Origin of the sequence: Ferrimonas senticii DSM 18821, from assembly GCF_000422665.1 — a bacterium.
GTDB lineage: Bacteria > Pseudomonadota > Gammaproteobacteria > Enterobacterales > Shewanellaceae > Ferrimonas > Ferrimonas senticii.
The window spans coordinates 529542-551359 of sequence record NZ_AUGM01000001.1; the positions used below are offsets into that span (position 1 = coordinate 529542).

Sequence of the window (21818 nt, forward strand, 5' to 3'; positions counted from 1 at the left end):
GATCGTTAACGTAATAAAGGAATTGAATTTCATGGCAAAAACGCCCTCACTATTCGGTCGCTTTGTTGGCTTGTTGTTCTCGGTAATCAACAACATCCGCAAGTTTTTTCTGAATCTGATCTTTTTTGGTTTGCTGGCGGTGCTCATCGTCGCCATAAGCCAAGACAGTGGTATCGCCCCAATCCAAAACGGCAGTGCACTGGTGATCCCGATGGATGGCATCGTGGTTGAGGAACTGACCGAACTGGATCCATTTGCGGCATTGACCGGCCAAGACGCCGATCAACCGCAAGAGATCCTATTGGCCGAACTGCTGCACACCATTCGTCACGCCGGCGATGACGAGCGCATCGGTGGCCTGATCTTAAAACCAGGAAATTTGGCCGCCAGCATGGCCAAACTGGAAGATATTGGCCAGGCGCTTAAGGACTATAAAAGCAGCGGCAAGCCACTACTGGTGTACGGCGGCGGCATGGATCAAACCAACTTCTATTTGGCCTCCTTTGCCGATGAGATCACCATCAATCCCGGTGGCGGTGTGTTTATCGAAGGCCTAGGCATGAGCCGCCTGTATTACAAACAGGCACTGGATAATCTGTTGGTCACCAGCCACCTGTATCGCGTTGGTAAATACAAATCGTTTGCCGAATCTTACACCCGCAACGATATGTCCGCCGAAGCCAAAGAGGCCAGCCAAGCGGTGATTGATGATCTGTGGGCCAGTTACCGCACGACCGTCAGCGCGAATCGTGACATCGACCCACGAGTGCTGGCGCCAAGCTTTGATAACTTAAGTCAGCTATTGGCGGAAAACGGTAACGATACCGCCAAGATGGCCGTGGCAAGCGGCTTGGCTGATACCTTGAATACCGATGTTGAGATGCGCCAGCGGATGCGTGACCAATTTGGCTCTGATCCAGTCGATGCCGACAAGATCAACGCCATCGCTTACGCCGACTACGCGCCGCAAGTGGCCCCTATGGTTAATCCGCTGGTTGACGACACCGTGGCGGTGATTGTCGCCAAAGGCACCATTTTGAATGGTGAACAACCCGCCGGCACCATTGGTGGGGTATCAACCGCCAAACTGCTGCGCGAAGCTCGCCAAGATGACGACGTAAAGGCGGTGGTGCTGCGGGTCGACAGTGGTGGCGGCAGCGCTTACGCCTCGGAGCAGATCCGCCAAGAGTTGCTGGCGATCCAAGCGGCAGGCAAACCGGTGGTGGCATCGATGGGATCGGTCGCCGCCTCTGGCGGCTATTGGATCTCAGCCAGCGCCGATCAGATCTACGCCCAAGCCGACACCATCACCGGCTCCATCGGCATCATTAGTTTGTTCCAAACCTTCGAGCGTGCTGCGGAGTTTATTGGCGTCCATCAAGATGGCGTCGCCAACAGCGACATCAAACAATTGAGTCTGTTCGCACCGCTAAATGACAAGGTTGGCCCAATCATCCAACGATTGATGGACAAGGGCTATCACGACTTTATCTCCTTGGTCGCCGAAGCGCGCGATATGACCATTGAGCAGGTTGACGAGGTTGCTCAAGGTCGGATCTGGAGTGGCAGCGACGCCTTAGGGTTAGGCTTAGTCGATAAGCTTGGTAGCCTTGATGATGCGGTGGCCAGCGCCGCTGAACTTGCCGGCCTTAACGACTACCAAACGACGGTCATCGGCCACGAACTGTCACCAGAGCAGCAGCTTTTGCGGGAACTGATGCAGGGCGTGCAAGCCTACCTACCAGAGCCGAACCATCAGACCAAACTGATGTGGCAACTGCAATCGATGCTGGATCCGATTGCAGAGCAACTGCGCTTGGACGATCCCAACCAGTTGTATTACCTCTGCCTAGAGTGCGATTCAGTACGCTAAACAACAACATCGAACAAGCAAAGCCCAGCAGTCGCTGGGCTTTCTTTTGCCTGAAGCGTTATACTCGCGCCAACATTTACTCGCACTACCCTAGCCAATGCCACGTAAACGAATTTATGTTGCGTACACCGGCGGCACCATCGGCATGCAGAAGACCGATAACGGTTACGCACCGGTCGCCGGCTTTCTGACCGAGTCGGTCAACGCTAATCCCGAATTTCATCGACCGGAGATGCCGGAATTTGAGATCCACGAATACCCACAGCTGATCGATTCCGCCAATACCTCGCCCAGCGATTGGCAGCGGATCGCCGATGACATCGCCGCCCACTACCATAATTTTGACGGCTTTGTGATTTTACACGGCACCGACACCATGGCATTCACCGCCTCGGCTCTGTCGTTTATGCTCGAAGGCTTAGCGAAACCGGTGATTGTCACCGGATCACAGATCCCGTTGGTCGAACTGCGCTCCGACGGCCAAACGAATTTGCTGAACGCCCTATACATCGCCGCCAATTACCAAATTGCCGAGGTGTGTTTGTTCTTCAACAACGTGCTGCTGCGCGGAAACCGCAGCACCAAAGTGCACGCCGACGGCTTCGCCGCCTTTGACAGCCCTAACTTAGCGCCACTATTAAACGCCGGTATCGACATTTGCGTCGGCGAACCGTCGCTGCCAGTGGTAGCCAATAGTGTGCTCAATGTGGCTCGGATTGAAACCCAAGCGATTGGCGTGGTTACCCTTTATCCGGGGATCAGCATTGAGGTGATTGCCAACATTCTGCAGCAACCGGTAAAAGCGCTGATTTTACTGACCTTTGGTGTCGGCAATGCCCCAGAGCGCCAAGATCTGCTGGAGCTACTCGAGTTGGCTAACCAGCGAGAGATCATGGTGGTTAACCTAACCCAATGCCTGCAGGGTAAGGTTAATATGGCGGGTTATGCCACTGGTAAAGCGCTGTCTCGTGTGGGGGTATTGTCCGGCTTCGACATGACCACAGAGGCGGCATTAACCAAACTGCACTACCTGCTATCGCAGCCATTCAGCTTTGCCAAACGCTGTGAATTGATGCAGACCGCAATACGCGGTGAGTTAAGCGTTTAATCCGCTTTAGGCAGCGACGGTCTTGATTGATACGGCTGCCTTTTTTATTAATGCCAATAAGGTATGTAGGCATCATTGATTATTTTCGTCGTTTGCCGCAGATAAACGGTTACATCAGCTTAAGATCCGCTATCATAGCCGCCTTTGCCTCAACCTTGAGTAATACCATGAGCAACGAAATCCAGATCCCAGCCGAGCTGCAACAAGTTCTGAACTTTATGCAAGCGGCACCAGAATCCCACGAAGGCGTTCTGAGCATCTACAACGCCATCGAAATGCCTCTGCGTCACGAGTGGGACAAACTGCCAGGCAGCTGCCACAACGTTATGGCCTCTTTCGAGCAGTTCCAAGCGGTTGTCGCTTACACCCTAGTTGGCCCATGTGCAGAGCTGCTGCAGATGATCGAAAAGACCAACGAGGAAGATAACCAAGCTAACGAAGAGCAAGCGCAAGCACTGATGCAACAGCTGTTCGCTCAAGGTATCAAGATGATGGTTAAGGATCTGAAAGCCGCCCGTCGCGACATGCCACTGCGTAACGAATTGATCGCGCCGTTCAAAGCGTAATTGGTCGCCACGACCGGAAGAAAACCGACGCTTGAGGCGTCGGTTTTTTGTTTTCCCAAGTTAAACCCAGCCTGCCTATTTCTAGCAATTTCATAACCCGCTCTTAGCTAATCATCAGCGCCGTGCCACTGTTCTTGGCTCCGCCGTCGAACGGACAAAGACGCCAACGCCATTATCACGACAACAGCGACCCAGCAAACACTAACCTGCCCAATCGCCATATCAAAGCACCACAACCACCAAAACCACCAACTCAAGCCATACAAAAACCAATACGTTACAGCATTGGTTACAATGGAAATTAGCCAAAATGGCGAAGATTAGAGAGGTATTGCTGCCACTGCTCTGCCCCATCAGTCAGTGATGAGGCCGGTATCAGCTTGATGTGACTGTCACTAACTGGAAGACCAACTTGCCCAATTCCACCACCCTGTTGGCGATGCCACTCTAAGGCAAAACGCACCAATGCGGTTGCTGTGAAGTGGCTTGGCAGTTGCAGATGCTCGCGCAGGGATGCCAATAACTGACTTGGGTAACGCAGTGGCATCGGCTTATGCTGCTGAGAAATTGCAGTGAACACCCATACGCTTGATTGTCGCTGCTGACGACGGCGCAGATCTAACATCTGCAGTGCCTGCTGCGATAATGGTTGCCACACCACGCTGCCATTGGCTTGTTGGAAACGGATCAGGCGCTGCTGCCAATCGATCTGCTGCCACTGCAAGCGACACAGCATTGAAAATGGCGCGGCGCTGCTCACCTGCAATTGCAGCAGTGCTTTAACATCCTCATTCAGTGGTAAGCCCGTCAGCGCTTTTAGATAGCGACCAACATCACTGGCAAACAGCGGGATCCGCATTGGGGTCGGGCGACTGACACTGAGCCCCTCGGTGGGATTGGCATGTTGCCGATCTAGCCACGGCAGACTGCTGTCTTGATAATCGCTGATCCCACGAGCAACGTCGTACAGATGACGGATAACCGCCAGCAACTTCTCTTTCGCCCCTTGGCCATGGCCACCCCGCTGCTGCGCCTGCTGCTGTGCCATCGTTAACAGTTGGCTGACCTCGGTTTGGCTTAGCGCTAACGCATCCCATTGACCAAAACGATCACCCAAATGCTGCTCCAGCAGTGCCATTTCACGGCGCCAATCCGGTCGAAATTGTTTGGCATAATGCCGATATCGATTAATTAGTTCGGCGATCGAAAGCGCCACAGTGCTGACCTCAATTTCGGCTCTATCTTGGCCATCAGGCTCGCGCTGGCGTTGCCAGGCTAGGCGTGCCTCGGCTGCCGTCATAGTTGGAAAGTGACCAAGGGTCAGTTGCTTGGTTGAACGCTGACCGCGAGGGGTATAACGGTAGATCCAGCGGCGACTGCGTTTACCAACTTTAAACACCAGCCCCGGATAACGCGGATCGGAAACGTCTGCGGCGGCGTTGGCAAAATAGCTGTCACTAAAATCGCTGCGCTGATCCACCTCGTCACGCGCCCGTCGAACAATCTCAGCGACTCGTCCTTTTACGCCCGTAGCAAGACACTGATCCAACAGGATCAATACCCGCTGCTTGGGGGTCAAACCATCCATATCTCAACCCTATCTCATTGCATTGCGTCGATCTTTTCAGATCTTTCTCCAAAATCAACGATTCAGTTCGAGAATTCAGACAATTATTGGTTGCACCACAACTACCATTGGGGGAGGATCCGCACAAATCAGTTACGGAGTAAACCATGTCAAACGTCGACAGCAATCTATCTGCCTTTATTAAAGCAGTGACCGAAAATGGTCATCTGTGGGTGCTAAGCGACGACAACGAATACGTTGTGGTCGACTCTATTGAGTTTGAAAATACCGATGTGATGCCGCTGTTTTCCAGCGAGCAAGCCGCGCAGGCGCTGTGTATTGAAGATTGGGCGGGTTACACCGTTGCTAAAATTGCCTTGGACGACTTTTTCGAACAGTGGTTGCCAAGCTTGGATGAAGATGGCGTACTGATCGGCATCGATTGGGACGCTGAACTGACTGGCGCTGAGATCGATCCATTCACCATCGCTAAAGAGTTGGCCGACAACGAAGCGTAAGCGTTGCCGCCAGCACCATAAAACCCGCCACTTGGCGGGTTTTTGCGTTTTTTATGGAACAGTTTTCAGTAATTAGTTCTCAGTCTTCAGTCAGAACGAATGCCAGTTGTCGGATTAGGCGAGTGCGCTCACTGGCCCGATGCTCTTAACTGGTACCTAACGACTGAAAACTAATAACTTTTTGAACCGCCTAAAACGAGAAACCCCAGCGCTAAGGCTGGGGTTTGAATAATCTGGCACAGCGGCGGAGGGATAGGATGGATCTGGCTTCGCCCTCGGCACTTCGTGCCGCACTACGCTTCGCTAGTTGATCCCTTGCTACGCAAAGTCGATGCTTCGCATCGCGACTACGCTTCGCTAGTTCAAACCCTTGTCTAGGGTTTTCGCCCTATCCCTGTATTTTTTTCATAGCAACGAATACGACAAAGCCCACCGTTGGGTGGGCTTTGTCAGCTTATTCAGCAAGAAAGTGGCGGAGGGATAGGGATTCGAACCCTAGATAGGCTACAAACCTATGCCGGTTTTCAAGACCGGTGCATTCAACCGCTCTGCCATCCCTCCGATGCGGCGAATAATATGGATTCTTCGATTCGCTGTAAAGCCCGTTTTTATTAAAAAACAGGGCAAACGGCGCGTTTGCACAAGTAACCAACAAAACCCGCTTAACTATTGATCCGCAGTTCGTATCCAGCACCGTAATGGGTCAAAATCACGCTGGGATCGATCTTAATGCGGCGCATCTTAGCGCGGATCCGCGCAATCAAAACATCAAGCGTACGGTCACTATAGCGCCAGTCGGCTTTATCTAAGATCGCCCACAAGGTATCACGACGAACCACCTGATTGGTGGCTTCACATAGGGCATTCATGATCTGCGCTTCATTGCGGCTTAATCGCACCCAATGACCCTGTTTAGAAACAATACGAAAGCTGCCTTGATCAAAGGTCCAAGTATCACTGGATTTCTTCATCACTGGCGCAACGGTGCGATGTTGCAATTTTTCAACATTGCGGCAGGCCCACAGCACCTCTTCCGAGGAACAATTTGGTGCCAGCACCTGGCTTGCGCCCGCCTGCCAGCAAGTCAATCGGCCACTGGCAAAATCGGCTGAAGAGATAACCACGATTGGCAATGAGATCGACTTATTCAAACGGTTAACCACATCACTGACGAGCGAACCGGTGTTGCACGATTCAACCAGCACGATACCACGACCATTAGCAGTCGCCAGTTTAATGATGTCGTTGACGTCTCGAACGTAGTGGCACTCAAACTGCGATTCACACTCCTGTCTACGCAATCCGTTCACTCGTCCTTCAGGCACCAAAGTAATAAGTGGCCAAAGCAGTTTATCTTGTTTCTTATTTGGCGGTGTCGTTGGGGTTGCAGTATCCATTGCGTTACCTCTATTCCTTTATCTGTCTAGCCTCTATTGCAACGCAATTGTTAATCAATCTAGCTCAATAAAACGGCGGTGATATGTATCTAACTGGCGTCATTGCCTTGTTTTAACTTTTGGTATTTCTCATCCGCACGCAAGTCGCCAAAAGTCGGATGGTGTTCTAGCCGGCGCCAATCAATGCCGCGGTCGCGCCAATTTTCAAGCCACTGCAGGGCCAAACGGCGCTCGCCCAGCACTTCATAGGACTCTATCAGGGCAAAGTGGTTAATCTGCTCCGGTACGCTGTAATCGATTAGCTTAGCGATGTAACGTTTCGACTGGTGGTGATCGCCCGCAATAGCATGCAACAGTGCCAATGATTCAATGGTGGTTAAATCCAGCGGCATCGATTGATGAGCGCGTTGATGCAATTGAATGGCTTGAGTAAGCACGCTTTGCAGCGACTCGTTAGCGTCAGGCTGTCGATAGTAGGAAGCAAGCACGAAACCACTTAAAGCGCCTCGATCTTGGGGCCGCAATAACAGCGCCCGTTGAAATGAATCGACGGCTAACCGAAAGTCGCCATTATTTAGCGCCAACAAGCCTAAGTGGGAATAGGCGCTAAAATCATTGGCTTCCAGCGCAATAACCTGAAGCTGCTGTTGCGCCTGCTCCACTTGGCCTAAGTTCACCAATGTGTTGGCTACATTGGTGCGCAGTTTAAGATCATCGGGCAATAGCGCTAACGCCTGCTTAAAGTGCTTCAACGCCTGTCGATAGTCCGCCCTTTCTGAGGCCAATACCCCTGCTAAATTAGGTACTCGCCAATCGTACGGAGCGACCAACTCGAACTCGCGCAGATAACGCTGCGCTCGTGGCACATTGCCTTGACGCAGATGCGTGCGAACGATGCCATACAGCACGTCGACGTGGTTAGGATTATGCTCCCGTGCCATCTGATAAGCCGCCAGCGCTGAACCATATTCCTGCTTAATGGTGTAAATCTCGGCCAGTTCCAAGTAAGCGCCAAGCAGCTGGCTTTCCTGCTCTAGCGCTAAGTTTAGGCAGCGCATGGCACTGTCGAGCAATGATGGTGAACCCAGTTGCTCGAACTGCAACCGATAAACGGTCGCCTTTAAGACCTGTGCCGCAGGGTTACTTTCTAGCTGCATTGACGCGGCTAATTTAGCCTGAGCTTGCTCTAAGGCCGCGGTGTCCAAATTGAGTGGTCGCTCAGCACCGCCAATCAACGCTTTGGCTTGCACAAAAAGCTCGTAGGCGCGAGGATTTTGAAACTGCAGCTTAACCAAGCGCTGGCTGACTCGTTCAACCCCCAAGTAATCGGCTAACTGCAAGCGCAGATCGGCGCTAATTCGGTGACGTTGCTGTTGGCTGTAGTGCCGTTGCCAAATCGCACGTTGCAGTAAGCCCCGCTTCAGAGCCAGTTCGACCAGATAGCCATCATTTTCGGTGGTGAGATTAACTCTGACAGCCAAATTTTCCCCTGCAATTGGCTGGTTCTGCCACTCTTGGCCAAGATAGCTTAGCGCGGCGGAATTAGCGTCAATCGCTTTAAGCCACTGGTCAAGATCATCGGCAAGCGCCTGCTCCAGTGCCAGCGGCGTATCACTGATCTCGATGCTCAATCGCGGATGTTGCGGCAGTGATTGCGGTTGCAGTGACCAGAGCCACGCGGCTAAAGCAAAACCGGTTACGACCATACTGGCAACAGCTGTCTGCTTAACTCGGCGGCGCCGCCAACCTTGATCATCGTTAAAGGTTAATTTGGCCACCGCCGCTAATCGTTCGTCAGCATCAACAGTCAACAGCGCCAATAGCGCGTGATTAACCCACTCTGGGCCGGCTTGCTTCGAAGCGGCGGGATTTTGCGCCCACACAAAGGCGTTGACCTTATCAATCCAGCCCAGCTGTTGCGCCACATTCAATAACACCACCCCGGCTGACCAATAGTCACTGGCTGGCCCCAACTCCTCACCGCGGATCTGCTCTGGGCTCATGTAACTGGTGGTGCCTATCACGGTATGGCTAAATTCGTCGGCTTGTGCCGCGACCGCCGCACCGAAATCCAGAATTTTCAGCGAATTATCCGGCAGGATCATCAGATTACTTGGCTTAATATCGCGGTGTACTACGTCACTGGCGTGGGCACTTCGAAGACCAGCAAGCAGCTGTCGCATCCAATGGCGCACTTGAGACTCGGTCATCGAGTCGGAATCGAGCCATTGCTGCAGCGTCTGCCCTGGATAAAACGCCATCACAATGACATCTTGCCCCAGCTTGGTTTGGGTGACCTCGTAGATGGTGCCGATATTGCGATGCAATAAGCGGCTGGTGATCCGCGCCTCTTTCAACAAGCCGGTTCGGCCAACCGCCGATAACGCCGAATTGGGCGCCAACAGCTTAATGGCGACTTCACGCTGAAGCCGTTTGTCCCACCCCTCATAAACCACGCCAACACCGCCGTGGCCAATAACCCGACGAATTTGATAATGGCCGATGCTGGTGCCGACTAAATCGTAGATGTCATCACCATCGGCTTCATCTAAGCCAAATAGTTGGCAATGAAACTGTTCGAAATATTTACTGCCACTGTCACTGACTGCAAGTAAACCCTCAAGCTCATCCCTAAGCTCCGGTTCAACTTGCTCTAACCACTGGGATAGGTGTTCTGGCGCGACAGTTAGCGCTTGATTGAAGCGCTTTTTGATCTGTGTGGTGCGTTCCATGCATCCAACCTGTCATTACTGTTGCGTTACGTTTTTATACAACCACGTTTGCGCAAAGCTCCAATCTCGTTTAACCGTCGCCACCGAAACGCCTATCGCATCTGCCGTCTCGGCCAAGGTAAGGCCGCCGAAGATCCGATAAACCGCGACATCGTGTTCCCGCGGGTAACGTTCTTGAAAGCGTTTCAGGGCATCGTCAATCTCGGCAATCTGGTCAAGTTGGCTCTGACTAATAAATTGACTTAAATCAACGCCGTCGCTGTCGCGCTTGCCCGCCTGCTTTTGCCGCAGATAATCGATCAAAACGTGGCGCATCGCCTTGCTGGCTGCCGCCAGGAAGTGACCTTCGTTGTTGTATCGATGGCTGCCAGCGGCAAATTTGGCATAGGCTTCATGGATCAGCGCGCGCGAATCTAACGTGGCGCAATAGGGCAAGCGGCTTTTGACTGAACGAGCTCGTAGACGCAACTGCTGATACAACAGTACTGCCATCTTGTCGCCAGCAAACCCTGCATGATCACCTTCCCTGTTCTCTGACTGCAGTGTTGTTACCGGTTGTCCCATTTTTTCGGTTCCTTGATTGGCTCCCGCTTCGATTTAACATTTTGACAACAACTCATTGCATGTCAAAGGGTTTTCAAATCACCCGCCTCTTCATTTGATAATCAAGCGCAATGATCGGCAAATATTGGTCGAGTTAACACTCTTTGCGGTCATTGCTAGACAGTGCACAGAAACGCAAGTAGATTCCGCCAACTCAGATTTACTGGGGCTTCCTGCCCTACCCGTGTTCATTCTAGGAGTACCGATGGTTCACGTATTCGGCCATATGAGCCCAGACAGCGACAGCATCTGTAGTGCTGTTATCGCCGCTAACTGGCTAAACCACCGTGGTTTTGATGCCACCGCCTTCCGTCCTGGCGAAGCCAGCCGTGAAACCTGCTTTATTTTCGAAGCCGCTGGCGTTGAGCTGCCACAAGAACTGAACAAGCCACTGGCGGGCGAGCGCGTTTACCTGGTGGACTTCTGTGAGCAAGAGCAAGGCCCTGCCGATCTGGCCGAGGCGATTCTGGTTGGTTTGGTGGATCACCACCGCATGGGCACCCTGCAAAGCAATGGTCCGTTAGAAGCGTGGATGATGCCACTGGGTTCTACCGCATCGGTACTGTTCGAGTTGTACCAGATCCACGGTGTTGAGCTGACCAAGCCACTGGCAACGTTGATGCTGGGTGCGCTGCTGTCTGACACCGTTGGTCTGAAGTCGCCAACCACCACCCCACGTGACATCGAACTGGTTGATCTGCTAGCGCCAATTGCCGACGTTAACGTTGAACAGTTCACCGCAGAACTGCTGGTAGCGAAGACCGACATCAACGGCATGTCTGTTGAAGAACTGCTGAACAAAGACGTAAAAGGCTTTGAGTTTGGTGGCAAGACTCTGACTGTTGGCCAGCTGGAACTGGCGGACTTCGCCCAAACCGAAGCGCTGCTGCCTGAACTGCAAGCGGCGCTGGAGCAAACCGCGGCGAGCAATGGTAAAGACGTTGCCGTGCTGATGCTAACCAACATCCGCAGCGAACAGACTCGCCTGCTGGTTGCCGGTCCGGCGGCGCAGATGCTGATCGATGCCAACAACGAATTGGTGTTTGAAAAGTGCCTAAGCCGTAAGAAGCAGATGCTGCCTTGGCTAAACGGCGTATTTACCGCCTAATCGGTGAAATTATCGCTGACTAAACCCCGCCCCGTGCGGGGTTTATTGTTTTTTGCCGGTCAACGGTTAAGCTAAAGCCAACATATGTACATTTATACAGTCTCGTGAATTCAGTCAGCGAATCTCAATTATCTTTACTTAAGCGACAGTTTGAGCACGCCCTTAATCATCGACGCACCCTGCTTGATACCCTCGCCAGCCACGCACCAGCCCAAGCGCAACTGCAGCAGTTGCCATTGTGGCTGCAAACTCGGCCATTGGAGAAAATTGAACAGATCGTCCCAGAGCAAATTGCCGGCATTGATGCCCATCCGGCACTTATCAGTGCCCTGAATGATCTCTATCGGCGCGATGATGATCTGCAAAGCCAAAAAGTGCGGCGTTATCCCGGCTTGGTTCGCTTTGCCGCAGTGCAGCAACAGTCACTGATCGCTGATGCACAACAGTTACAGCAATCACTGGCCGAATTTAAAGAGCACCTTCATCAAGCCACCGCGCCCTATAGCAACAAGCAAGATCTGCGCTTTGAACTGCTGCACCAATTCGCGCCGAACCTAATCACCATGCATTTTTATCGCGCCCCGGTGATGCTTGCCGCTGAGGTACGGCGCGTACGGTTTGCATGGGTTGGTAAGCGGATTATCGCCAAAACCACCAAGGCCGAGATATTGCAGCGCTTAGAAAACAGCTTGGTGCATCCGGGTAAACTGATCCATGACATTCCAGCTTGGAATCGCTGCGTTAGTGACGAAATTCGCGCCATTCAGTCGCTGCCAGCCAATGTTGAACTGCGCATCGATCGTCCCGGCGGTTTGCGGCCAACTGCCTTTGTGCAATATACCGATGGCCGTCGCTGGCAGACACCGGCCAACCTGCCACTGCTGTGCGCGCAAGATGCACCGATTGAGGTGGTATCACTGCCAAACTGGCAGCAAAAAGCGTTTCCCGAAGCCAAGGGTGAACAACTGATCCCGCGCCTTCATCTGTATCGGATTAACTAATCGACGACTGTTGCAACTGCCATAATCGTTGATAGGCACCGCCAGCGGCCAGCAACTGCTGGTGGTTACCGCGCTCGATAATTTGTCCCGCATCGATCACCAAGATCTCATCGGCATCGACAATGGTCGACAAACGATGGGCGATCACCAAGGTGGTTTGTCGCTGCGACACCTCACTCAGGGCCGTTAAGATCGCCCGCTCCGAGTCGCTATCCAATGATGAGGTGGCCTCATCAAACAACATCACCCGTGGTCGTTTCAGCACCGCTCGAGCAATCGCCACCCGCTGTTTTTCACCACCAGAGAGTTTCAGGCCGCGTTCACCCACTTTGGTATTGACGCCATCGACCAAGCGCGCCACAAACTGATCTAAATGGGCGATTTTTAGCGCCTGCATCACCTCGTCATCGCTGGCATCAAGCCGGCCATAACGGACATTTTCTAGGATCGAGTCGTTAAACAACACGGTGTCTTGCGGCACCACCGCAATAGCGCGGCGCAGCGAATGTTGGGTTACCGCAGTGACCGGTTGGTCATCAATCAGCACCGTACCGCTATCGCAGTCGTAAAACCGCAACAACAGTTTAGCGATGGTCGATTTGCCAGCCCCACTGGCGCCCACTAACGCAATCTTCTGTTTCGGTTTGGCGGTAAAACTTAAGCCGCTCAAAATTTGGCGGTCGCTGTGATAGCCAAACTGAACATCGCGAAACTCAACCTGCCCCGCTCCGGCAGCGAGCGATTTTGCATCGACGGCATCGGCCACCTGCGGTTTCACCGCCAGCAGGTTAAACATCTTTTCGATGTTGGCGAGGCTGCCTTTCATCTCTCGATACACAAAGCCTAGGAACCCCAGTGGCATAAACACCTGCATCATAAAGGCATTAATCAAGGCAAAATCGCCAAGGGTCATGCTGCCCGCAAGTACGTCGTTGGCGGCCAGTACCAGTGCAGCGGTCATGGCGATGGCGATAATCAGGCTTTGACCGGCATTTAGGGCAAACAAGCTTAAGCGGTTTTGGCGGCGGGCAAGCTCCCACTGCGCCAACCCCTGATCGTAGGCCGCCGCTTCCGACCGCTCGTTGGCGAAATACTTAACGGTTTCAAAGTTGATCAAGCTGTCGATGGCACGGGTGCTACTGGCGGACTCCGCTTCATTCATCTTGCGGACAAAGCCGGTACGCCATTCGGTCGCCACCAGCGAAAAGCCGATGTAGATCACCACCGCAGTGGCGACGATCACCGCAAAACCTGCATGGTAGTTGTACCACAACAAGCCGATCACCAAGCCCACTTCCAGCAGAGTTGGCACAATATTGAACACCATAAAACGCATCAAAAAACTGATGCCATTGACGCCGCGCTCAATATCACGAGAGAGACCGCCAGTTTGGCGATCTAAGTGAAACGCCATATCGAGCGAGTGCAGATGTTCAAAGACCTGCAGACCGACTCGGCGCATCGCCCGCTCGGTAACCCGGCCAAACAGGGTGTCACGGATCTCACCCAAAAGTACGTTTAGAAAGCGTAAGCCGCCGTAGGCCAACAGCAATCCCAGCGGCAACGCCAGGGTTTGCGCTAATCGTTGACCGTCGAGGTTATCGATCACCTCTTTAAGCAGAAATGGCAGGCCGACACTGGCAAGTTTGGCCGCAATCAAACAACTCATCGCCAGCGCAATTCGGCCACGAAACTCTAATAGGTAGGGAAAAAGCTGTCCAAGAACTCGCCAATTAACTTCGGAGTAATGAACATTGGTACGGGCGCCGCGCATCAAACTTGCCTAACGATTTGTGATGCGTGGCACTTTAGCACATCGCCCGCTGTCACTGGGTTTTACAGCTTATGGTGATTCTAACTGCGATGCGGCGGCGTGCTTAATTAGGTGACACAGCTGTGCCATTCCCTCGATGGTGCGCGGTCCCATTCGGTGCACCAGATCGCCATCGATGGTATGGATCTGCTGTTTGGCCACGGCCGGGATCTCCGGCCATTGCGACCACGACACCGCTTCTTGGTTGGCAAACTCTGAATGAGTTGGTTTGATGATTAACTGCGGCTGACGATCAATCACCTGCTCAATATTGACCTGCGGATAGTCCGCCAGCGAACCGGCAAAGATGTTATCGCCACCACACAGGATCAGCATATCCGCCAGCCAACCATTAGATACGGTCGTCAGTGGTTCCGGCCAAACTTGGTAAAACAATGGTACGGGGGTGGTCGGCGCCGCAGCAATCAGCGCCGCTAGCTTGGTTTCAACTTCTGACGCAAGTTGCCGCGCCGTGGTTTCATTTCCCAGCGCTTGTCCAAGCTCAATCAATTTCTTAGGCAAATCACGCATCGTTGCCGCCCCGCTGTCGATGATCGGCACATCGAGTAACGCAAGCTGCTGCAGTTGCTGCGGCGCGGTGTCGGCCAGCGACAACACCACCGCATCCGGTGCCAACAGCAATAACTGCTCGATATCCAAATGGTTGTAGCTGCCCACCCGCTTAATCGCTTTCGCCGCTTCAGGGAAGTCGGCATAAGCCACCGTGGCGATAATCTTCTCCCCTGCGCCCAGCGCAAACACCATCTCTACCGAGCTTGGCGACAGCGCGGCAATCCGCTCTGGTGCAGCAAGAACTAATGACGGAAGCAGACCAAGTAACGGCAACAAACGCAGGGCAGGTTTCATATAAGGCTCATAGTTTCAGATAGCTGCGCAAGCTTACCTGAAATCAATCAAGGCTGCAGAACGCGGCAACTGGCTGACAATCCAGCAATCGATCACACCATGTCGTACTAAGCGCAGTTTTTCTGGGTGCAAACTGCTAGCATTGGCTCAGTTCAACTCGCACTGGAAACTTATGGACGCTCTATTTGAAACCAAAGCCAACGATGAATTGGTGTGCCTGATCCTGCATGCTCAGCATCTGATCAACGCGAAAACCCTATACCGCCAAGATATCACCAGCCAGTTTGAGGAGATCTTTGAACAGCAGGATCAGCAGATCCTTTGTCCAGTGACCAACACCGTGGTGGAACTGGCCGAGTTCGACAACTGGCTAGCTAAACTGCAAACCGCAGAGTCCCGCGCCGAGATGGGTGATGTGGCGTTTGTGGCAGTAGTCACCATCAATCAACTGTGGGTATTGGGCAAGTAAGCCTAATCGTTACCACTGATTGATAAAACCCGCCAATCGGCGGGTTTTTGCTTTTTACTTACAGCATTCAGCTGATAGTGTTTAGTTGTCGGCCAGAGCAAGAGCAGGTTGTTGATTTGAATCCACGCCATCAATAGCCCGCCGCTTTTAACTGGTGACTAGCGACTAAATACTGATAACTTTTGCACGCCGAAAACGAGAAACCCCAGCACTAAGGCTAGGGTTTGGCTAATTTGGCATAGCGGCGGAGGGATAGGATGGTTCGGGCTTCGCCCTCGGCACATCGTGCCGCACTACGCTTCGCTAGTTGATCCCTTGCTAGGCAAAGTCGATGCTTCGCATCGCGACTACGCTTCGCGAGTTCGAACCGTTGTCTAGGTTCCTCACCCTATCCCATTAGCGGTCAAAGTGTTGAACCGCCTAAAACGAGAAACCCCAGCACTAAGGCTGGGGTTTGATATATGGCGGAGGGATAGGGATTCGAACCCTAGATAGGCTACAAACCTATGCCGGTTTTCAAGACCGGTGCATTCAACCGCTCTGCCATCCCTCCGACGAGGTGCAATATAGTCATCGGCCTTTGGACTGTAAAGCACTTTCCTACGTAAAAGAGATTGTTTGCTTTTAAATTAATCGGTTAGCTGAAATTTGCGGCGGACATACGTTGTAACCAGTACGGATCTGGTGCAACTTATCCTCCCTGCGGTAGTCTTACCTTTAATACATCTGTAATGCGCCAACCAAAGGAGTAAGCATTTATGGAAACCCGTCGTTTTGAAACGACCCAGACCCAAGGGGTCGCTATTAACCGCGTACTGCGCAACACCTACATGCTTCTATCGATGACGCTGCTGTTCGCTGCAGTGGTCGCCGGCACCGCCATGGCGCTGAACCTGCCTCACCCTGGGCTTATCATCACCTTGGTTGGTTTTTACGGTTTGCTGTTCTTAGTGAGCAAAACCCAAAACAGCGCTGCAGGTATTCCTGCGGTATTCGCTCTGACCGGCTTTATGGGTTACACCTTAGGTCCGATCCTGAGCATGTATTTGGGTGCAGGCATGGGCGATGTGGTGCTAACGGCATTCGCCGGTACCGCCCTGGTATTCTTCGGTTTGTCCGCTTATGTACTGATGACCGGCAAAGATATGTCGTTTATGGGCGGCATGATGCAGGCGGGCTTCTGGGTAATTATCGCGATGTTTATCGCCAACCTGTTCCTGCAGGTTCCAGCTCTGAGCATGGCTCTAAGCGCCATCTTCATCCTGTTCTCTTCCGGTGCCATCCTGATGCAAACCAGCGCCATCATTCATGGCGGCGAGCGCAACTACATTAGCGCGACCGTGACCCTGTTTGTCTCCATCTACAACATCTTCGTTAGCCTGCTGAGCCTACTGGGCATGGGCGGCGACGATTAATCTGCCTTTGCGCTAGCGCAATTTCAGTTACAATTAGGCCCCATCGTTTGGGGCCTTTTTTATGGCCTGAGTTTGTAAGACCCGTCATGAGTCGATTTGTCATATTCGTTAATGGTCCCGCTTATGGTAGCCAGCACGCCTATTCGGCGCTGCGCTTTGCCGAGGCGGTACTGGCACAGGGCCATCAACTGGCTCAAGTGTTTTTCTATCAAGATGGTGTACATAACGCCTCGTCGTTGCTGTCCCCCGCCAGCGATGAATTCGCCATCAATAAACAGTGGCGCGCGCTGCACCAACAAGGGGTAGCGCTGGTTTGCTGCGCATCCGCCGCACTTCGCCGAGGGGTGGTCGATGCCGAAGCAGCACAGGATCTAGACCAAGTCGCAGGTAACCTTGATCCCGCCTTTACCCTTGGCGGGCTTGGCGAATACGTTACCGCGGCCGCAACCGCAGATCGGGTGGTGCAATTTGGCTAATCTCATTCAACGCTTAGTGATCTTTAGTAAAGCGCCCCATGGCAGCGCCGCCGGTCGTGAAGGGTTAGATCTGCTGCTGTTAAGCGCCAGCTACGATATGCCCAGTGCGGCGCTGTTCGTTGGCGACGGTGTCTATCAATTGCTTGCCAACCAACAGCCAGAATTGGTTGGCGGCAAAAATTACATTGCCACCTTTCGCGCGTTGCCTATGTATGACGTCGAACAGATCCTAATCTGCCAGGATTCGCTCGCACAACGAGGCCTAACTCGCGAGCAACTGATTTTGGATGTGGAGTTATGTACGCCAAGCCAGATCGCCGATGTGATTGGCCAAAGTACTGAGGTATTACGATTTTGAGTACGCTGCACACCATCGCCACGCTGCCGAATAGCCCTGAGCAACTGGCGCAAATGCTGCAATATCGTGGCGAAAACGACCCCGTTTTGCTGATGCAAGATGCCGTACTGGCCGCCAGCCAGCCTCGTTTTGCCGCGCTACTAAACCGTATGCCGGTCTATCTGCTTGCTGACGATCTTAGCGCTCGCGGTACTGCCCCGCTGCCGGAACTGTCGGCACAGCCGATCGATTACAATCAATTCGTCCAACTGTGCTTGGACACCAACCAACAAATTGCGTGGTAACTCCAATGATGTTTAATGGCCAAGAGATTGCCACCGACAAGCAAGGCTATCTGCTGAACGCTCAAGAGTGGCAGCCGGAACTGGCACCGCTGCTGGCTGCCGAGGAGAGCATCCAGTTGACGGATGCTCACTGGGAAGTGGTCAACTTTGTCCGCGATTTCTATATCGAATTCAACACCAGCCCCGCGATCCGAGTGTTAGTTAAAGCCATTGGCGAAAAGCTTGGTGAAGATAAAGGCAACAGCAAGTACCTGTATAAGTTGTTCCCTAAAGGCCCAGCCAAGCAAGCAACCAAAATTGCCGGCTTACCCAAACCGGCGCGCTGCATCTAAAGCCGCCTCTAGTTCGTTGTTCGCCCACTTTATGTGGGCGTTTTTATACCCCCAGAAAACGCGCAGATATAGCGCAATATCCTACGCTTACTCTATCGACCATCAGCGATCCCAATCGGCAGCATAGAGAGGCACTTATGGAATATCAGGTCACCAGCCTGATCTTACAAACCCAGCCAGATCAGCGAGATACCGTATTGCAGTATCTACACAGCATTGACGGTGCCGAAATCCATGCCGAAACCGCCGACGGCCAGATGGTGGTTACCCTAGAAAGTGAAGGCCAAACGGTCGCTATTGATTCGCTGCACACCATCCCTGGGGTGCTCTCCGTCAGTTTGGTTAGCCACCACAGTGAGCCGTTGAAGTAGTACTACCAAACCCGCCCAAATAAACCAACCAAATAGAGGAAAATCATGAGCCTCGACCGTCGTCAATTTTTGAAAGCTAACGCCGCCGCTGCTGCGGCCTCGGTGGTGGGGATCAGCTTACCGGTTCCCACTCTTGGTGCCAGTGCCCCTGGCCGGATCAAATGGCAAAAGGCACCATGCCGCTTTTGTGGCGTCGGTTGTTCGGTGCTGGTTGGTACCCAAGGCAATAAAGTGGTTTCGACCCAAGCCGATCCGCTGTCGCCGGTGAACCAAGGTCGGAACTGCGTCAAAGGCTATTTCCTGCCAAAAATTATGTACGGCGAGGATCGCATCACCCAGCCGCTATTGCGGATGAAAGATGGCAAGTACGACAAATCTGGTGAATTTACCCCAATCAGTTGGGACCAAGCGTTCGACATCATGGCGCAAAAATGGAAGCAGGCGCTGAAAGAGAAAGGGCCAAATGGCGTTGGCATGTTTGGCTCGGGCCAGTGGACCATATGGGAAGGTTACGCCGCGATTAAACTAATGAAAGCGGGATTTTTGTCGAACAACATCGAACCCAACGCGCGCCACTGCATGGCATCGGCGGTGGTCGGCATGCTGCGAGCCTTTGGCATTGATGAACCGATGGGCTGTTACGACGATTTTGAACACGCCGACGATTTTATCCTGTGGGGCTCCAATGCCGCAGAGATGCACCCAGTGCTGTGGCAACGACTCGCCGCGCGGCGGATGGGTCATCCCGACTGTCGAGTTCATGTGTTATCCACCTACCACAATCGCAGCTTTGACTTGGGCGATAACAACATGGTGATGACGCCCCAATCGGATCTGGTGATCCTTAACTATATCGCCAACTACATCATCCAAAACAAAGCCTATGACCAAGAGTTTATTGATAAACATGTAAATTTCGCGGTCACTGCCGACGACATCGGCTACGGATTACGGCCGGAGGATCCCCGGGAGAAATCAGCCAAGAATCCAGGCAGTGGCAAAACCGAAAAGATCGGCTTTGATGCCTACGCCGAAATGATGGCCGATTACACCCTAGAACATGCTCACAAGATCTCTGGCGTGCCTAAGCCGGCACTGGAAGCGCTCGCCAAAGCCTATGCCGATCCCAAGCGCAAAACCATGAGCCTGTGGTGCATGGGCATCAACCAACACGTGCGCGGCGTCTGGGCCAATAACTCGATCTACAACATCCACTTGTTGATGGGCAAAATTTCACAACCGGGTAACTCACCGTTTTCACTGACTGGGCAGCCTTCGGCCTGTGGCACCGCTCGCGAAGTTGGCACCTTTTCGCACCGATTGCCAGCCGATATGGTGGTCACCAATGACAAACACCGAGAGATCTGTGAAAAACAGTGGCAGTTGCCAGCAGGCACCTTAAACCCGAAACCGGGTTATCACGCGGTGCTGCAAAGCCGAATGTTGAAAGACGGCAAAACCAACGTCTATTGGATCCAATGCAACAACAACCTGCAAGCCGCGCCGAATCTCAACGACGAAACGCTGCCGGGTTACCTTAATCCAGATAACTTTATCGTGGTCTCCGATCCCTACCCGACCGCAACCGTAATGGCTGCGGATCTGGTCTTACCCACGGCGATGTGGGTCGAGAAAGAGGGCGCTACCGGTAACGCCGAACGTCGAACCCATTTTTGGCACCAGATGGTCAACGCACCGGGCCAGTCACGTTCGGATCTGTGGCAACTGATGGAGTTCTCGAAACGCTTTACTACCGATGAGATCTGGCCAGCAGAGTTGGTAGCCAAGGCGCCAAATCTTAAAGGTAAGACCCTGTTCGAGGTGTTGTTTGCCAACGGTAAGGTCGATAAATACCCACGTTCTGAATGCACCTCACCGCTGAACCAAGAGTCCGATCACTTCGGCTTCTATGTGCAAAAGGGATTGTTTGAAGAGTACGCCTTCTTTGGCCGTGGTCACGGCCACGATTTAGATAAGTTTGACAACTACCACAACAATCGCGGTAAACGCTGGCCGGTGGTCGATGGGCAAGAGACCCGCTACCGCTTTACCAATGATGACGACCCCTACGCCAAGGCCAAATTCGATTTTTACGGCCATAAAGATCACAAAGCGGTGATCATCGCTAACCGCTACGAACCGCCGGTCGAGGTACCCGATGAACAGTACGATCTATGGCTGACCACTGGCCGAGTGCTGGAACATTGGCACACCGCCACCATGACCGGCAGAGTGCCAGAGCTGAAAAAAGCGATGCCAGACGCGTTGCTTTATATGAGCCCCGCTGACGCCAAAGCACGCGATTTAAAACATGGCGATGAGGTGGTGATCACCAGTCGCCGTGGCTCAGTTAAAACGCAAGTCGATCTCAAGGGCCGAAATAAGCCACCGCAAGGATTGGTGTATATGGCGTTTTTCGATGCCAGTCGATTGGTCAACAAACTGCTGATTGACGCCACCGATCCGATCTCTAAAGAGACCGACTTTAAGAAGTGTGCCGTTAACGTGAGGAAAGCGTGATGAGAATTTTATCGTTGGCGGCACTCATGCTGACGCCATTGCTAGTTGGTTGCAATCAGTCCGATGCCAAAGAGGTCAAACCGGTTAAAGCCACCCCGATCTATTCATTGCGCGGCGACGTCGCGCTAAAAGCCACCCCGGATCCAGCGCCGTTTGCCACCTACCCTAGCAAAGGCCATACGCTGCCAAGGGCATTTCAAAATCAGCCGCCGCTGATGCCACACAACCTCTATCCAATTACCGCGAAACGCAACAGTTGCCAAAGTTGCCACGGCCGTAAGGCCAAGGCCGATGTGCCCGTTACCCACCCTTCGCATCACCTAGACGATGGCAGCTTAAATCCGGCCTACAACTTTTGTACCCAATGTCATGTGCCGCAAGCGGATAATCGCAGCCCAATTGTTGCTAATGACTTTGTCGCACCGGGCTATCCAGACTAA

The 21818-nt window shown here is 52.9% G+C and carries 21 protein-coding genes and 2 tRNA genes; 15 read left to right on the forward strand and 8 right to left on the reverse strand.

Going from position 1 to position 21818, the window contains the following annotated elements; all coding sequences use genetic code 11:
• Positions 1-31 precede the first annotated feature (31 nt).
• From sppA to G506_RS0102450, 3 genes are all read left to right on the forward strand, one after another.
• Complete coding sequence (sppA, locus tag G506_RS0102440) at positions 32-1873, forward strand: signal peptide peptidase SppA (protein WP_028115492.1); 1842 nt, start codon at positions 32-34, stop codon at positions 1871-1873.
• A 97-nt stretch (positions 1874-1970) separates the two neighbouring features.
• Positions 1971-2981 carry an asparaginase gene (gene ansA, locus G506_RS0102445; RefSeq protein WP_028115493.1) on the forward strand — a complete coding sequence of 337 codons (1011 nt, stop codon included), beginning with the start codon at positions 1971-1973 and terminating at the stop codon, positions 2979-2981.
• Positions 2982-3148: 167 nt separating this feature from the next.
• Positions 3149-3547, forward strand: coding sequence for a DUF3069 domain-containing protein (locus tag G506_RS0102450; RefSeq protein WP_028115494.1), 399 nt, complete (start codon positions 3149-3151; stop codon positions 3545-3547).
• Between the two features lie 301 nt (positions 3548-3848).
• On the opposite strand, the gene G506_RS0102455 is transcribed toward G506_RS0102450, so the two are convergent.
• Positions 3849-5135: an integrase family protein gene (locus tag G506_RS0102455; RefSeq protein WP_028115495.1), complete on the reverse strand. Its 1287-nt coding sequence runs from the start codon at positions 5133-5135 to the stop codon at positions 3849-3851.
• A gap of 146 nt (positions 5136-5281) precedes the next feature.
• Here G506_RS0102455 and G506_RS0102460 point away from each other — a divergent pair, with 146 nt between their 5' ends.
• A complete protein-coding gene (locus tag G506_RS0102460; protein ID WP_028115496.1) occupies positions 5282-5632 on the forward strand; it encodes a DUF2750 domain-containing protein in 351 nt (116 codons plus the stop codon).
• Between the two features lie 470 nt (positions 5633-6102).
• On the opposite strand, the gene G506_RS0102465 is transcribed toward G506_RS0102460, so the two are convergent.
• The 4 genes from G506_RS0102465 to G506_RS18530 all read right to left on the reverse strand — a co-directional run bounded on the left by G506_RS0102465 (position 6103) and on the right by G506_RS18530 (position 10325).
• Positions 6103-6193, reverse strand: a tRNA-Ser gene (locus G506_RS0102465).
• Positions 6194-6294: 101 nt separating this feature from the next.
• Positions 6295-7029, reverse strand: coding sequence for a winged helix-turn-helix domain-containing protein (locus tag G506_RS20280; RefSeq protein WP_028115497.1), 735 nt, complete (start codon positions 7027-7029; stop codon positions 6295-6297).
• An 89-nt stretch (positions 7030-7118) separates the two neighbouring features.
• The gene (locus G506_RS20285; RefSeq protein WP_051201834.1) at positions 7119-9761 is read right to left on the reverse strand and encodes a serine/threonine-protein kinase; all 2643 of its coding nucleotides are present in this window, start codon (positions 9759-9761) and stop codon (positions 7119-7121) included.
• A gap of 15 nt (positions 9762-9776) precedes the next feature.
• Complete coding sequence (locus G506_RS18530; protein ID WP_084631086.1) at positions 9777-10325, reverse strand: ECF-type sigma factor; 549 nt, start codon at positions 10323-10325, stop codon at positions 9777-9779.
• 244 nt (positions 10326-10569) lie between these two features.
• Here G506_RS18530 and G506_RS0102485 point away from each other — a divergent pair, with 244 nt between their 5' ends.
• Together G506_RS0102485 and G506_RS0102490 are read left to right on the forward strand one after the other, a co-directional pair.
• On the forward strand, positions 10570-11472 hold the full coding sequence (locus tag G506_RS0102485; RefSeq protein ID WP_028115498.1) for a manganese-dependent inorganic pyrophosphatase: 903 nt from the start codon (positions 10570-10572) through the stop codon (positions 11470-11472).
• A gap of 104 nt (positions 11473-11576) precedes the next feature.
• Positions 11577-12473 carry a DNA replication terminus site-binding protein gene (locus G506_RS0102490; RefSeq protein ID WP_028115499.1) on the forward strand — a complete coding sequence of 299 codons (897 nt, stop codon included), beginning with the start codon at positions 11577-11579 and terminating at the stop codon, positions 12471-12473.
• On the opposite strand, the gene G506_RS0102495 is transcribed toward G506_RS0102490, so the two are convergent.
• Together G506_RS0102495 and G506_RS0102500 are read right to left on the reverse strand one after the other, a co-directional pair.
• Complete coding sequence (locus tag G506_RS0102495; protein ID WP_028115500.1) at positions 12466-14247, reverse strand: ABCB family ABC transporter ATP-binding protein/permease; 1782 nt, start codon at positions 14245-14247, stop codon at positions 12466-12468. The genes G506_RS0102490 and G506_RS0102495 overlap by 8 nt on opposite strands.
• Before the next feature lie 69 nt (positions 14248-14316).
• On the reverse strand, positions 14317-15153 hold the full coding sequence (locus tag G506_RS0102500; RefSeq protein WP_028115501.1) for a helical backbone metal receptor: 837 nt from the start codon (positions 15151-15153) through the stop codon (positions 14317-14319).
• A gap of 172 nt (positions 15154-15325) precedes the next feature.
• On the opposite strand from G506_RS0102500, the gene G506_RS0102505 reads away from it, so the two are divergent.
• Positions 15326-15622, forward strand: a complete 297-nt coding sequence (locus tag G506_RS0102505) for a hypothetical protein (RefSeq protein WP_028115502.1) — start codon at positions 15326-15328, stop codon at positions 15620-15622.
• A 462-nt stretch (positions 15623-16084) separates the two neighbouring features.
• Here G506_RS0102505 and G506_RS0102515 read toward each other — a convergent pair.
• A tRNA-Ser gene (locus G506_RS0102515) sits at positions 16085-16175 on the reverse strand.
• A 205-nt stretch (positions 16176-16380) separates the two neighbouring features.
• Between G506_RS0102515 and G506_RS0102520 the strand changes: the two genes are divergently transcribed.
• The 8 genes from G506_RS0102520 to G506_RS0102555 all read left to right on the forward strand — a co-directional run bounded on the left by G506_RS0102520 (position 16381) and on the right by G506_RS0102555 (position 21818).
• Entirely contained in the window at positions 16381-17037 is a 657-nt protein-coding gene (locus tag G506_RS0102520) for a Bax inhibitor-1/YccA family protein (RefSeq protein WP_028115503.1), read from the forward strand.
• A gap of 86 nt (positions 17038-17123) precedes the next feature.
• Entirely contained in the window at positions 17124-17513 is a 390-nt protein-coding gene (gene tusD / locus G506_RS0102525) for a sulfurtransferase complex subunit TusD (protein WP_028115504.1), read from the forward strand.
• On the forward strand, positions 17506-17871 hold the full coding sequence (gene tusC / locus G506_RS0102530; RefSeq protein ID WP_205619454.1) for a sulfurtransferase complex subunit TusC: 366 nt from the start codon (positions 17506-17508) through the stop codon (positions 17869-17871). The genes tusD and tusC overlap by 8 nt, the downstream gene beginning before the upstream one ends.
• Complete coding sequence (gene tusB / locus G506_RS20290; protein ID WP_051201837.1) at positions 17868-18155, forward strand: sulfurtransferase complex subunit TusB; 288 nt, start codon at positions 17868-17870, stop codon at positions 18153-18155. Before tusC ends, tusB begins: the two co-directional genes overlap by 4 nt.
• Complete coding sequence (locus G506_RS0102540) at positions 18149-18487, forward strand: TusE/DsrC/DsvC family sulfur relay protein (RefSeq protein WP_028115506.1); 339 nt, start codon at positions 18149-18151, stop codon at positions 18485-18487. The genes tusB and G506_RS0102540 overlap by 7 nt, the downstream gene beginning before the upstream one ends.
• Positions 18488-18624: 137 nt before the next feature.
• Entirely contained in the window at positions 18625-18858 is a 234-nt protein-coding gene (locus tag G506_RS0102545; protein ID WP_028115507.1) for a chaperone NapD, read from the forward strand.
• A 45-nt stretch (positions 18859-18903) separates the two neighbouring features.
• Entirely contained in the window at positions 18904-21378 is a 2475-nt protein-coding gene (gene napA, locus G506_RS0102550) for a nitrate reductase catalytic subunit NapA (protein WP_028115508.1), read from the forward strand.
• The gene (locus tag G506_RS0102555; RefSeq protein ID WP_084631092.1) at positions 21378-21818 is read left to right on the forward strand and encodes a nitrate reductase cytochrome c-type subunit; all 441 of its coding nucleotides are present in this window, start codon (positions 21378-21380) and stop codon (positions 21816-21818) included. Before napA ends, G506_RS0102555 begins: the two co-directional genes overlap by 1 nt.

Coding starts and splice junctions, on each gene's coding strand:
- G506_RS0102555 (WP_084631092.1), top strand. CDS start 21,378: ATGAGAATTTTATCGTTGGCGGCACTCATGCTGACGCCATTGCTAGTT.
- G506_RS0102520 (WP_028115503.1), top strand. CDS start 16,381: ATGGAAACCCGTCGTTTTGAAACGACCCAGACCCAAGGGGTCGCTATT.
- G506_RS0102505 (WP_028115502.1), top strand. CDS start 15,326: ATGGACGCTCTATTTGAAACCAAAGCCAACGATGAATTGGTGTGCCTG.
- G506_RS0102455 (WP_028115495.1), bottom strand. CDS start 5,135: ATGGATGGTTTGACCCCCAAGCAGCGGGTATTGATCCTGTTGGATCAG.
- G506_RS0102460 (WP_028115496.1), top strand. CDS start 5,282: ATGTCAAACGTCGACAGCAATCTATCTGCCTTTATTAAAGCAGTGACC.
- G506_RS0102500 (WP_028115501.1), bottom strand. CDS start 15,153: ATGAAACCTGCCCTGCGTTTGTTGCCGTTACTTGGTCTGCTTCCGTCA.
- napA (WP_028115508.1), top strand. CDS start 18,904: ATGAGCCTCGACCGTCGTCAATTTTTGAAAGCTAACGCCGCCGCTGCT.
- G506_RS18530 (WP_084631086.1), bottom strand. CDS start 10,325: ATGGGACAACCGGTAACAACACTGCAGTCAGAGAACAGGGAAGGTGAT.
- ansA (WP_028115493.1), top strand. CDS start 1,971: ATGCCACGTAAACGAATTTATGTTGCGTACACCGGCGGCACCATCGGC.
- G506_RS20285 (WP_051201834.1), bottom strand. CDS start 9,761: ATGGAACGCACCACACAGATCAAAAAGCGCTTCAATCAAGCGCTAACT.
- G506_RS0102450 (WP_028115494.1), top strand. CDS start 3,149: ATGAGCAACGAAATCCAGATCCCAGCCGAGCTGCAACAAGTTCTGAAC.
- G506_RS0102485 (WP_028115498.1), top strand. CDS start 10,570: ATGGTTCACGTATTCGGCCATATGAGCCCAGACAGCGACAGCATCTGT.
- tusD (WP_028115504.1), top strand. CDS start 17,124: ATGAGTCGATTTGTCATATTCGTTAATGGTCCCGCTTATGGTAGCCAG.
- sppA (WP_028115492.1), top strand. CDS start 32: ATGGCAAAAACGCCCTCACTATTCGGTCGCTTTGTTGGCTTGTTGTTC.
- G506_RS20280 (WP_028115497.1), bottom strand. CDS start 7,029: ATGGATACTGCAACCCCAACGACACCGCCAAATAAGAAACAAGATAAA.
- G506_RS0102545 (WP_028115507.1), top strand. CDS start 18,625: ATGGAATATCAGGTCACCAGCCTGATCTTACAAACCCAGCCAGATCAG.
- G506_RS0102495 (WP_028115500.1), bottom strand. CDS start 14,247: ATGCGCGGCGCCCGTACCAATGTTCATTACTCCGAAGTTAATTGGCGA.